Here is a 12,863-nt window from a genome sequence, read left to right on the forward strand (position 1 = left end):
ATAATGTATTGATATATTGATATAAGAAACAAATGAATGCGCATCGGATCGGCCCGCTGACTGATGCAGCTTTCATGATCAATTTCAGCAAAATTTTTTCTTGACATTGGGGGGCACCAGTCTTACAAATTCATGAAACTTCATTTCATAAAAAACCAAGGGGAATAATATGAAATTTAAAAGACTTATGATTATTTCAGTAATTTCAGGACTCATGTTGTTTTCCCCGTTGCATTGCATTGCCGCCTTCGCCAATGAAAAAATGGTCGATTTTATTCTCAAAACATATCCGGGCGGATCAGCCTCTTTAATTCCCGAAGATTTCTTCAAATCGGGCAGTGATGATGATTATGGGTATGCCTACGAGGGTTATATAGACGGTTTTAAGATAATCTGCCGGACAAAGGGCGGCAAAATTAAATCCGTACACGCGCAAAAGCAGTTTAATACCGGTGATTTGAGCGCCGAGCATACCTACTTTAATATTTTGGGGGGAGTGTTAAACAAGCTGATAAAAAAATATAATGGCACACTGGTCAACGAAAAGGGCCGGGGCGAAAATACCGATAAAGTGCCTTATGATTATGGAGAATATTGCTATTACACCGCTTTAAAAGGAGAAGGAAAGACCATTAAGTCCAAAGATTTCAAGCTGGGGTTCTGGTATGATCTGGGAATCTGGAAGCGATGCGACAACGATGGTTACAACAGCTCAAATCCAGGGAACGTCATCATAGAATTTCGCCCAGGCACCTGATGGGCATTAACACTTATTGACTATTTTTGCCGTGTTTAACTATCTGATGAACATAACTAAAATAAGACGGTTTCTTCGGGAAAGATTTTACCATGCCTTTTCCTTTTCTTTAATGGTTCAAAAAAGGCTTTAAATCAAAAAAACGCTCTGCCTGCTCTTCACTGACAAAATAGTTTATGTGCTGTTTTACGTTTTCAGGAGCCATGCTCTCAAACCCATTTCATCTTGACAGTGATAAGCAATTTAAGTATATCTTTTCCATGTCGATTTAATGGAAAACCAAACGTTGAAACGGACTTAAACCGATACCGTAAAGGATCTTTTACAGAAAACAAATTCTCTTCACAATTTCAAGGGTATTTTTTATGAAAAAAACAATCCTCTGTCTCGTTTTTGCTTTTATAGCTGTTTCCATTTTACCCGCTTACGCCCAGAAGAAAATTACGGCCAAAGGCATGGCAACCATTCAAAAAGAATTTGTTGATATCGCCCGCAGCAAAGCGCTGGATGAAGCGCAGCGCAATGCTGTGGAACAGGTCGCCGGCGTGATGATCACCAGCACAACCAATGTGGAAAATTTTCAGGTGAAGATGGACAGCATCCTTTCTGAATCAAGCGGGTTTATTGATAAATACGATATCATTTCAGAAAAACGATCCGGCAACTTGTATGAAGTTGTTATTAAAGCCACCGTCAGTGAGGGCAAATTACGCGATAAGATGGCGGCTATCAAATTGATTATGGCGCGCAAATCAAACCCGCGGGTCATGTTGATTTTTAAAGATTCAGAATCAAAAGATGCCGTTGCTGAGGGCGCCATGGCCAAATATTTAAAGGATCATAATTTTAAGCTGGTTGACGCCCGGGCATTGAAAAAAAACAGGGATTATGAGCGCCTGCAGGAGGCTGAAGATAAAAAGGCTATTTCCAGCATTGCCCATCGCTATGGGGCTGAAGTGATTATCTTCGGAACGGTCGAGGCCATCAGTAAATCCTCGACAATTTATAATGTTGAAATGAATAAAAACTCAGTAGTTGTCACCGGCAAGGTTGTTAACGGGGACACCGGCGAAATTGTTACAACGGAAAGCGAAACGGAGTCCGACAACAAAGGCAAAGGAGAGTTTAAAGTTTTAACGGAAAAGACATCAACCAAATTGATTGCTAAACTTGTCGATGACGTATTGGAAAGCTGGTCGAAAGAATTAGCCAATACCGCCACCATCAAGCTGGTTGTTTCAGGGCTTAATTCTTATGCTGCTTTACAGAAATTCAAATCGGTGATCGGCGAGGAAATCAAAGGTTTTAAAGGCATGAACCAGCGGCACTATTCAAAGGGCAAGGCTGAATTCGATCTGGAAATCGAAGGCGACACACAAGCCGTAGCACACGATGTATCACAAATAACCATCGGCAAACGCAGCATCAAAATTGAGGAAATCAGTCAAAATCGAATTGAGGCAGTTCTGCTGCCTTAAAGCAAAGATATCGGATATTTCAGGGGAGGGAATGAAAGAATGAAAAGCAGAAAAACATACATGGTGGTTGCATCTGCAATGATTTTGTTTTTCCTTGCAGCTTGTGTAGGCACAAACGAGAGTTTTAAGCAGGGCCAGGATTTTACCAAAGCCAATCGCTGGGAAGAAGCTGTCATTTATTTTCAAAAAGCGGTGAGTGAAGAACCCGATAATCAGGAATTTAAAAATGAACTGGCCAGAGCCAAACAGCAGGCGGCGCAAGCCCGTCTGGCGAAGGCCAAGCAGGCCTATGCATCGGCCGGACAAAACCTCATGGTACTGGAAAGACTGTCCAAAGACGCCGATACAATGCTGGCCATGGATCCTGAAAATGCAGAGATCAAATCTTTTCACGCCAGGGTCAATGAACAAACCAATAGTTTGAAAGCAACTTTGAAAAGCCTCTACCAGCAGTCGGAAGCCGACATGCAGAGGGAAGACTGGATTGCAGCCTTGAACAAGCTGAAACAGGTCAATGCCATATTCCCCAATTATGAAGACACGGGCAACAGACTCAGGCGTTCCCAGTCTGAAGGGATAAGAGCGCTTTACCAGCAGGCGGTAAATTTCGGCAAGCAGGACGATTGGAAAGCTGCTGCAGAAAATTTTAAAGCAGCCATGGATGTTAATCCCAAGTATCTGGATGTTTCCAGGCAGTATCAGGAAGCGTTGAAAAAAGATAACCCCAGTTATTATGCAACAGAAGCCGCCAGAGCCGAGGCTGCCGACAAATATGACCGTGCCGTGTTTCTTTATGAGAAAGCAATGAGTTATCCTCAGGCGGATCCCGGCTTGAGCAAAAATCTGGAGGCATTAAAAGCAAAGGCCAGCCAGATCCATTTCAAAGAATCCGTCAAACTTTTAAAGCAGGATAAGCTTTGCGGCGCTTTTGATGAGATCGAACTGGCCCGCAATTATGCACCTGCTCTGGTCGATGATGCCGATTTTCGACAGCATGCCACCCGCCTTTGCGCCGCCGCGATGAAAAGATCGGATAAATTCATAGGAAAAGAGATGTGGGGCAACGCGTTGGTCTGGCTGCAAAAAATTGAAGCGCTTATTCCGGATTACCCTGAATTATTCCAAAAGAAGAACGACGTTAAAGATCCCATCACCAAACGCGTCCGCAAATCGATAGCCGTTTTTGACTTCGGTTCCCCCAGCACCGAGAAAGATGCCGGCAAAATAGCCGCCAATAAGTTAATTGCTTTTTTACATAAAAACGCCAGCGTTGATCTGCGCATCATTGAAAGGGAAAACCTGCAGTCCATTTTAAGGGAAATGCAGCTCAGCCAGACGGGACTGGTGGATATTAAAACAGCCCAGAGTGTCGGTAAAATGAGGGGCATCGATACTTTTATCATGGGAGACGTTTTACATTTTTCGGCCAAATTCAAGGACAATCCCAGCATTACTCAGGTGAGGGTATTGGTCAGTGAAGACGATGTTCCTAATCCTGACTGGTCTGACTGGCGCATGTTAAATCCCAAGCCGACCGAAGAAGATGTAAAAAATGCTCCGCCGCGAACGATCAAGAAAAAGAATTACCAGTTCATATCCAATAAAGAGGGTGTCGCCAGAATCAGCGCCATGATGGAACTGTCTTTTAAACTGGTTGATACACAGACGGGTGAAATTATTGCCAACACTGTTTCCGGTAAGATGGTTAAGGAAGATAAGTACCGGGACGGCCTGCCCATGGCCAATATAGCGCAGGATCCGCTCGAAATGCCCACGGAAGCCGAAGTGCTGGACGAACTGGCCAACGACAAAATTTCGGAAATGGGCCGCAACGTTCTGAAACATTTCCAGAGTCTGGAAGTGGAATATTTCAACAAAGCGCAGGACTTGCAGAAACGCCGCAATTATGAGGCCGCTGTAGAAAAATATATCGATGCCGTTTATGATGAAAAACTAAAAGGGATCACGACACCGATATCGCAGAAATCGCTGGAATTAATTGAAAAGATCATTAAAGATATTTAAATTATTTTACATTCAATCTTTCCTGACATGACCTGCACCTGCGTCTCGCTTACATCCGACAAACGGTGCAGGTCATCATGAACCCAGTGGGATATTCAGGATGGTCTTCATGCCGATATGATGACTTATCCATTGAGCCGGAGACTCATTATGCTTAAGAAAACGATTCTTGGTGCAATTTTATTATTTCTGATCATTCTTGCGCAGACAGGGATGATCCATGCCAGCGAATACAAGCTGTCCGTCTTTAATTTCGGAGCGGTAAATTTTGAAGCCTCAGGATTGGGAACGAGCGTGACCAACGCGCTGATCGGCACCCTGAAAACGAATTCCTCCCTTTCTATCTTTGACCGCAAAGACCTCGAAACTTTTCTCAACCTCAATGATCTTCAACAAAATGATCAAATTGATAATGTTGTCAATATCGGTTCCCGTCTGGGGCTCGATTTTATCGTGGTCGGGTCCGTGGCAAAAAGAGGATCGGCAATCAACATCAAATGCAGCTTGATTCAAATCGACAAAAAAAAGGAAGTTTATACGACCCGGGTAACGGCGTTCGGCGAATCGGCACTGACCACGGAAGTCGGAAAACTCGGTTCTTCGCTCATCGCAGTGCTGACTAAAAACAGCTCTTCGGGAGAAAGGGCATCAGACACGGGAGGGGAAACAGCAGCCGGCTCTCCGGGTAATTGTCAAAGCATTCCGGGAAACAAAAAAATAATCATCCGCTGGCAGAGCATTCCGGGTTTTGCCGCCGCCGGTTATGAAGTTTATCGTGGCCTTAATCAGAATGGGCCGTTCGCCATGCTGGGTCAGGCGGACAGAACGGAATACCACGATCAAAATGTGGAAAACAACATTGATTATTATTACAAAGTAAGAGCCTATGACAAGCTAAGCCGGTTGAGCGGTTTTACTCCCGTTGTTTCCGCCCGCACTGATTTCGCGCCCAACGCGCCCATCATCTTGAGGACGGAAGGGCGTTCAAAAAGCATTCTGATTGTCTGGACGCCCAGTCCGTCAAAAAGCCAGGACACATCCCAACTGGCCGGCTACAAGATATACCGCGCCGACCAGGAGGATGGCCAATATCAGGAAGTTAATAAATTGCTCATCAATGATCTTGCCGCCAACAGCGACGGAAAAATTCATTATCGGTCTACGGCATTACCGGATGGCCATACCTATTTTTATCGTCTTGCCGCTTTTAATGAAAAGGGAATTGAAAGCGAATTATGTTATCCCGTGAAAGGAACGACTTTCCCCGGAATTGCTTCAGTCAATAGCGTCAGCGACTTGATTCGTGAAGTGAAGTTAAGCTGGACCGGTATTCAATCCCCTTTCCTCGCTGCTTATAATATCTATCGCAGTCCGAAAAGTGACGGCGGCTTTATTAAAATTAAGAAAATAAACGCATCGGACTCCAACAACCAGTATGAGTATTCAGACGTTGAAGGGCTGGGCGATAAAATCCCGTATTATTATTATGTCACGGCAGAAGATGATTTAGGAGTGGAAACAAGCCCGTCGCCGGTTAAAGTTGCGGTCACCAGGGACATTCCTCCTCAACCTGAAAAGTTTGCCGCCCGCAGCGCCCTCGTCAAGAAAGTGGAACTGACCTGGCAGGCGGCTAAACAAGAAGAGGTTGAAGGCTACTTAATCTATTGGTCTTTGGAAAAGGACGGCCAGTATACGCTGCTCAAGAAAATCAGCGGCCGGGAAAACAACAGTTTCATGGATGATTCCCGCGGTTTTGACCAGCTGGCAGATGGCAGAACATATTATTACCGGCTCACCGCTTACAATAAAGTGAATGCGGAAAGCAAGCAGGCGCAGGCTTTTGCCACAACCAAACCCCGACCGCAAAAACCGGGCGGTTTAAAAGGGACATCTTCCAGGGTCAAGGAAGCCCCTTTGGAGTGGCAGGCCAATCCGGAAAAGGATATCAGTCTTTATTATATTTACCGGACAACCGGCGACAGTGATAGTTTCTCCAATATCGCCCAGGCCAATATGTCACCTCATACGGATAAAAATCTGAAGGATGGCGCCACTTATCGTTACCGGATACAGGCTAAAGACAACGATGGACTGCTGTCTGATTTTTCTGATACCATTTCCCTGACCACCAAACCAAAACCAAAATCTCCGGAAAATCTGCAGGGAAAATATGAAGCGGGCAAAGCGGAATTATCCTGGTCAGCCAACAAGGAAGCGGATATTTCCCATTATGTCGTTTATGAAAAAGTCTTTATGGGTGCGGAAAAAATCGCTGAAACAAAAACGGCTCATTATTCAGACGGTTCTATTGTTAAAGGTAAAAATAAAAACTATGTGGTTTCAGCTGTTGATAAAGATGGCCTGGAAAGTGACGTCAGTACGGAATTTACCGTTTCAGCGAAATGATTTGACATTGATCAATGAACAGAGAGGGCGTCCGCCGCAAGCACATTCAGCGCCGGACGCCCTCTTTAGTTTTCTTTATTGTGTTGACATGCCTTTTTTTTGACCCTATAGTTTCAAACCGTGAAAGAAATTCATCGTTAATCCGCCTTTAAAGAGGAGACATAGCCTTTCACATAATATCAATCCGGACGGTATGCCCATGCCGGCCGACAAACAAGACAGGAGGAATCAACATGTCAGAGTTACTTGCATACCTGAGTCCGTCATGGCGGGATGAAGCGCTCAAAAGGCTTCAGGCCGAACTTCCACCCGAGAAAATGAATAATGTCACGACATCGATGTCCAACATTTATAAAAACTGTCCCGGCGGCGTGGAAATGTTTCTTTTTGTCGAATGCCGGGAAGGGAAAGTAACCCGCGTGGAAACGGGAGCAGGCGAACCGCCTCAGGGAGAGTTCAGAATCATCGGCGATTATGAAACTTTTGCCAGAATCTCCCGCGCGGAACTGGGCGCGCAAAAGGCGCTGATGACCGGAAAACTTAAACTTAAAGGCAATCTGGCCAAAGCGCTTAAACTCGCCGCCGTGTCTGACCGCCTGAACAAGGTTCTGTCACGGATTCCAACTCAGTATTAAAGGGAGACAAAAATATGACCAGAATATTAGACCCTCAGGACAAGTATTATATCGACAATCCCGGACGCGTGAAGGCGATTCAGACCGAAATGCACAAGCGCGGCATTGACGTGTATCTTGGTTCGCGTATCCGTACCATGAGTTTTGTGATGGATACCTTCTGCCCGTGGAGAAGTTATCTGATCATTCCCGCCGAAGGACAGCCCACCTATTTTACATTTGTGGTCGACGCGCTGCGCGTGGGCGACGAAACCTGGCTTGACGCCGATCATGTTCGCGCCTACGGGCCGATGGGCGGCATGGATCAGGTTTCCGCCATTACGGATTTTATCAAAGATGAGCTGAGGCTCCGGAAGGGGCGGCTGGGCTACGAGGACGGAATTTCCACCTACACGGCCGAAGGAAATCTGTCCCACTGGGAATATACCCATTTTAAAGACGCGCTTCCCGGCTTTGAGTGGGTCAACTCACACGATATTATCGACGCCCTGTCGCTGATCAAAGACCAGGGCACCATTGAGCGTTTCCGCACCGCCTCGCTGATTGTTGATGAAGGACACAAAGCGGCGCGAGCGGCGCTTGCAAACGGCGGCTACAAAGGCATGACGGAAACCGTGATTGCCGGCATCGCCGCGCTGGCCATGCGCAAGGCGGGCAGCGTGTCGGAGTGGAATTTCGCGGGGCTCAATGAAATTTCCAGCGGATTCCGCACGGGACTGGGCGCGTGCACGCCCCCCACCACCAAGGAGATCATGGCGGGCGAGCCGCTGATGCTGGATTTCCACGCCATGTTCAAACTGGCGCTGGGCGACCACTCGCACAATTATCTGATCGGACCGGCGACCAAGCGCCAGCGCTGGCACGCGGATAATTTTGTCGCGATTATTCAAAAAGTTATTGATCATTACCGCGCCGGGACTACACCCGGGACGCTGGCCGCAACGATGATGGACTTTGCCGAATCGCGCGGCTGCGGTGATTTTATCCAGCCGGCCTGCGAACACGGAATCGGTCTTTTCGGCGATGAGTGGCGCATCGGTTCCGTCGTCAATTCCGAACTTCCTTACTGGACGGACCAGGATCACGTTTATCAGGAAAACGAAATGGTCGTCTGCGCGATGCAGTATGCCGCACCCGATGAGAACATCGGCTTCCGCTATGAAAATGATATCGTCATCACCAGAGACGGCTGTGAGGTCCTGTCCAAATATCCGCTCGGCATTGAAGAAATTTCCTGAACCCGGATTACCGGGGCATCCAGTTTAATTGGAGAAGCAGCGCCCCCGAATTCTCCCCCCTTTAAAAAAGAGGGGAGAATCTTTTCTCGCGGGCAGCAGGTTGGGGATAATGCTGTCATGAAAAAAAGAAATAAAAAATGAAAAACGCACCTCTTCCCTGGCCTCTGGACCTGCCGCGGTTTTTCTGGCAGCGAAAAATATTCGGCCGCAAAATCCCTCTGTTGGCGAGTTTCAAAGTTACCTATCGCTGCAATCTGGCCTGTCTGGCCTGCCCTTTTCATCTGCGCGCCGATGATGAAGATGCTCACATGTCCCGGAGCATTGCCGTTCGCGCTCTGGAAGCCCTCCACCGTCTCGGAACCCGCATGGTCGTTTTTGAAGGAGGAGAGCCTCTCTTGTGGCGGGACGGGGCATACCGTCTTCATGATCTTGTCCGCTATGCCCGGAAACGATTCCTGCGCGTCGCCGTAACGACCAATGGAACACTGCCACTGGACGTCCCCGCCCATACCCTCTGGGTAAGTCTGGACGGCATGAAGGAGATACAGGATGACCTGCGCAGCCATTCCTTTGACCGTATCCGTACAAACCTCAAAGCAACAAAGCACCCCCGTGTGTTTGTTCATTGCACGCTCAATCGCCGCAACTTACGGGATCTGGAGCCGCTGTCCCGGTGGTTGAAGGAAATACCCCATATTCAAGGGATGACCGTCCAGTTTTTTTACCCCTACCATCAGGGAGAAGATGACCTTGCCCTCTCAAAGGACGAACGCCGCGAGGCTATTTTGAAACTGCTGGAGCTGAAAAGGCGGGGATTCCCCATTTTGAACTCGGCGGGCAGGCTTCGGGCAATGATGGACAATTGCTGGCGCTGCCATGACGATATTTTGATCAACGTTGATCCGGACGGAACCATTACGAAAGGCTGCTATGTGAAAAACCGCGGAGAAATCAACTGCGATGCCTGTGGCTTCACACCGGTTGCCGAAGCATCCGGCGCGCTGGACTTCAATCCGGGATCACTGTGGGCGGGATGGAAGTTGTTTTTGAAAACATGATTCCATTTCTAAAGGAAGTATTTGCCATTTCGGCAAATATTCTCGGTAATGTAGCTTTTATTTATTATGCGCGCCCCTGCGGGAATGCACCACCGATCAAGCGCTGTCTTTGTTGGCGTCGCTTGCCCCCAGACGTGGGGGTCGTGGCTTTCTCAACGGATAGACCATACGGCTGGTCTCCTCCCACCTTGCCGCCGCGATATCATCATTGACGCGTGCCCTCGTGTGGCCTTTAGGCCATTAGGGTATTTAGAAATGGAATAAGTGGAAGTCACGGCCCCTGACTAGCCCAGTTCAAAACTGGTCACACCGAATATTTTGTCCAGAGGAAGCAAAGGCGCAGCACCGGAATACATGCGGGCGGTTTCAAAAACCATTTGCATGTTATGGCGGCAAACAAGCGCACGGGCGCCGGAATTGGGCTCGGGAATATCCAGAAAAAATTCCTCACCAGATACAACGCCCGTCAGAGCCAGCAATAATTGCCCTGCGATTTCTTCACCATCTGCGAACAATGGACCGATTTTATAACCCTGCCGGCACTTTCTGATCACCCCGTACCCGGATAACTGCCCGTCCCGAACATAGCCCAACGCCGTGCTTTCCGGCTGATGGATCCAGCAATGCAGAAAAGCTGAACGTTCGGAGGGAAACATCCCGCGGTCATAAGTTGAAACCTCATGAAAAGGTATTTTGCGCAGATCGGCTATTTCAGGAACATTAATCACGCCGGAAGCAGCAATCCCGCGATATCGGATATTGCGATAAGCCATGCTGAAACCATATTTTTTATAAGCTTCCTGCTGCGCAACAACCGCATCATTTCCAACGGTGCGGTTGCCCATGTAAGCTGAGGCCTTCCGGATCAACTGATGTCCGATTCCCTGACCGCGCAGTTCAGGTTTCACAATATAAAATCCGGCGAAGCCAAAATGCTCATCATAGGCTACCGCCGACAGACACCCCGCCGGTTTGCCGTTCTGCAAGGCCAGGAAAAATCCAGCGGGATCGGCCGCGTAAAAACATCGGGCATCCTGTACGCCCGGATTCCAACCTTCTCCGGCGGCCCATTCAACGGCCACGCAGAATTCCCCCAGGCTCATCTTGCGAATTATTAAATTCTTTGCTTCATTCATGGATAGTCATTTCACGCCGCCTTGCGCGACATTCAGGTTATCAGCGTATTCCTCATAGAAGAAAAGCCTAAACATCCCAGATGAAAATCACACCGCTTGTCGGGAAAATCCATTCTTCATGGGATATCCTGATATGGATGGATTTGCCGCGGCTGGCCTGGATATCCGCGTGAGGATGACGACCGGCAAAAAAGCTTTCCGCCCGGACATTTTTCAAATTTGCGTTTTCATAATTGAAGTTGATCGAAAGCCCCCGCGTCGGGTATAAAAGATAGACGGGAAACGTCCGGTTGCCTTTGGCTTTCTTGGTGAGGATTTCGATTTCGATTTTGACTTCCCGGTTGATTTTTGATTTGAGTTTCTCGCTGCCGCACCAGACTTCGTAGCCCCGGCCGGTCTTTTTGGCTTCAATGATGGGGATATCCTCGCCGTCAATGCTCATCTTCTCAACGGTAAAATCGCGTTCCATCACCAGATCATCACCGCCCAGAATCCAGCGGTATTCGCAATGTTCGTCTTCAATCAGGGCTTCCAGCTGCGCGCTGTCCGAGGCGCAGCCGATCATAAAAATATCGCTGCGGATCGTTTTTTTATATTCGACATGGGTTCTCAACTGGAAATACGCCTCCGCGCGCCGCCTGTGTTCGGCGGCGTCGGGCAGCGGCGCAATGGTAATATCATAGCGGAAAGAAGAACGCAGTTCAAGCTGCCGGTCTTCCTTGCCGAACAGGGTTTCAAACATTTCATAGTATATGGCGTCGCCGAGTTCTTCATTGCGCGTGCGGGTCTGTAAGCAATGGCGGATGATATTGTCGATGCGCGCAATGGATTTTTCTTCACCGGGAACAAATACCCGTCTCAGCCGGGGTTCCACCGCATCGGTTTTCCCTTTTTGCAAAAAGACGCGCGGCGCGCGTTTGCCTAGCGCGCAAAGCACTTCATAGCTGATTGTCTTTGCTTTTGCGGCAATTTCGCTGGCGCTGATATATTCGGACTGCTGCCTTCCCAGCAAAACCACTTCATCGCCGATGTCGCAGTCCGGAATATGCGTGACGTCCAGCGTGCACATGTCCATGGACACCCGCCCGATAATCGGCGCGCGCCGGCCGCGAATCAGCGCTTCACCCTGATTGGAAAGAATAAAGGGATAGCCGTCGCCATAGCCCACCGGGATAGTCGCCACACGGGTTTTGTTTTTGGTGATATATGTTCTGTTGTAGCCGATGCCGTAGCCCGCGGGAAATTCCTTGACCAGCACGATAGTCGTTTTGAATGACATAACCGGCAGCAGCGTGGCCCTGGCTTGGGTTTCCTCTGACGGATAGATACCGTAAGTCATAATGCCGGGACGCGTCATTTCCAGTTTCAGCGCCGGGTAATTCAGGATCGCGCCGCTGTTGTCCATGTGTTTGACGGGGATGTCGATGCCGAGGCGCTGCAATTCGGCAATAAGCCCGGAGAATAATTGCCACTGCTGATCATTATAAGCGGTCATGACTTCGCTCGATGCAAAATGGCTGAACAATCCCTCCAGGGTAACGTGGGAGAGGGTTTGAATGGTGCGTATCAAATCCAGGGCCTCACTGTGCATTGTGCCGCCCCGTCCCATGCCGGTATCGACTTCCACATGAACGGATAAAGTCCGTGAGGCGCGGGCCAGTTGTTCTTCGAGCGCACGGACAAATCCCGCGTCGGAAACAGACGGCGTAAGGTGGTATTTGATCATGTCGGGGATCTCCGACAAAGTGGAAGGTCCCAGAATAACAATGGGGGCTTCGATGCCACTCACGCGCAGCTGAACACCTTCATCGGCATTGGCCACACCCAGCATGCGGGCGCCCGCGCGCAGTGCGGCGTGGGATATTTCAATAGCGCCGTGACCGTAGGCGTCCGCCTTGACGGTCTGCATAAAATCAACCCCATCGCCGATCAGCCGCTTGATTTCCCGGAGATTGGCGGTAAAGTTGTCCAGGTCCACTTCCACCCAGCTGCGATATTTTTGTTCGTTTCTCAGAGGCATATTTTGTTTCAAATCCTCATGGATCAAAGCATCGTGTGCCTGTCCTTCCGGTGTGCGCCCACGGGATGGCACCGTCACGCCGCCTCGCGAGACCTCCTGCCCTGCCGCCC

9 protein-coding genes are annotated in these 12,863 nt (G+C 48.8%); 7 read left to right on the forward strand and 2 right to left on the reverse strand.

Annotated features, from left to right (window positions below; genetic code table 11):
* The first annotated feature begins 169 nt into the window (after positions 1–169).
* From CVU71_09535 to CVU71_09565, 7 genes are all read left to right on the forward strand, one after another.
* The gene (locus tag CVU71_09535) at positions 170–757 is read left to right on the forward strand and encodes a hypothetical protein (protein ID PKN19012.1); all 588 of its coding nucleotides are present in this window, start codon (positions 170–172) and stop codon (positions 755–757) included.
* Between the two features lie 365 nt (positions 758–1,122).
* Positions 1,123–2,235 (forward strand): hypothetical protein, encoded by a 1,113-nt coding sequence (locus tag CVU71_09540; GenBank protein ID PKN19013.1) that lies wholly within the window; start codon positions 1,123–1,125, stop codon positions 2,233–2,235.
* 39 nt (positions 2,236–2,274) lie between these two features.
* On the forward strand, positions 2,275–4,260 hold the full coding sequence (locus CVU71_09545; GenBank protein PKN19014.1) for a hypothetical protein: 1,986 nt from the start codon (positions 2,275–2,277) through the stop codon (positions 4,258–4,260).
* Positions 4,261–4,410: 150 nt separating this feature from the next.
* Positions 4,411–6,666, forward strand: coding sequence for a hypothetical protein (locus CVU71_09550; GenBank protein ID PKN19015.1), 2,256 nt, complete (start codon positions 4,411–4,413; stop codon positions 6,664–6,666).
* A 233-nt stretch (positions 6,667–6,899) separates the two neighbouring features.
* Complete coding sequence (locus CVU71_09555) at positions 6,900–7,301, forward strand: sterol-binding protein (protein ID PKN19016.1); 402 nt, start codon at positions 6,900–6,902, stop codon at positions 7,299–7,301.
* Positions 7,302–7,315: 14 nt separating this feature from the next.
* Positions 7,316–8,539: an aminopeptidase P family protein gene (locus CVU71_09560; protein ID PKN19017.1), complete on the forward strand. Its 1,224-nt coding sequence runs from the start codon at positions 7,316–7,318 to the stop codon at positions 8,537–8,539.
* Between the two features lie 137 nt (positions 8,540–8,676).
* Entirely contained in the window at positions 8,677–9,597 is a 921-nt protein-coding gene (locus CVU71_09565; protein PKN19018.1) for a hypothetical protein, read from the forward strand.
* A 284-nt stretch (positions 9,598–9,881) separates the two neighbouring features.
* Here the strand turns inward: CVU71_09565 and CVU71_09570 are convergent, their stop codons facing one another.
* Together CVU71_09570 and alr are read right to left on the reverse strand one after the other, a co-directional pair.
* Complete coding sequence (locus CVU71_09570; GenBank protein PKN19019.1) at positions 9,882–10,733, reverse strand: GNAT family N-acetyltransferase; 852 nt, start codon at positions 10,731–10,733, stop codon at positions 9,882–9,884.
* 67 nt (positions 10,734–10,800) lie between these two features.
* Entirely contained in the window at positions 10,801–12,831 is a 2,031-nt protein-coding gene (gene alr, locus CVU71_09575) for an alanine racemase (GenBank protein ID PKN19020.1), read from the reverse strand.
* Positions 12,832–12,863 lie beyond the last annotated feature (32 nt).

The sequence above is a fragment of the Deltaproteobacteria bacterium HGW-Deltaproteobacteria-6 genome, assembly GCA_002840435.1.
Taxonomy (GTDB): Bacteria; Desulfobacterota; Syntrophia; order Syntrophales; family Smithellaceae; genus UBA8904.

Excerpts from the sequence above, each read along its gene's own strand:
- CVU71_09535 (PKN19012.1), top strand. The coding sequence starts at position 170 with ATGAAATTTAAAAGACTTATGATTATTTCAGTAATTTCAGGACTCATG.
- CVU71_09540 (PKN19013.1), top strand. The coding sequence starts at position 1,123 with ATGAAAAAAACAATCCTCTGTCTCGTTTTTGCTTTTATAGCTGTTTCC.
- CVU71_09545 (PKN19014.1), top strand. The coding sequence starts at position 2,275 with ATGAAAAGCAGAAAAACATACATGGTGGTTGCATCTGCAATGATTTTG.
- CVU71_09550 (PKN19015.1), top strand. The coding sequence starts at position 4,411 with ATGCTTAAGAAAACGATTCTTGGTGCAATTTTATTATTTCTGATCATT.
- CVU71_09555 (PKN19016.1), top strand. The coding sequence starts at position 6,900 with ATGTCAGAGTTACTTGCATACCTGAGTCCGTCATGGCGGGATGAAGCG.
- CVU71_09560 (PKN19017.1), top strand. The coding sequence starts at position 7,316 with ATGACCAGAATATTAGACCCTCAGGACAAGTATTATATCGACAATCCC.
- CVU71_09565 (PKN19018.1), top strand. The coding sequence starts at position 8,677 with ATGAAAAACGCACCTCTTCCCTGGCCTCTGGACCTGCCGCGGTTTTTC.
- CVU71_09570 (PKN19019.1), bottom strand. The coding sequence starts at position 10,733 with ATGAATGAAGCAAAGAATTTAATAATTCGCAAGATGAGCCTGGGGGAA.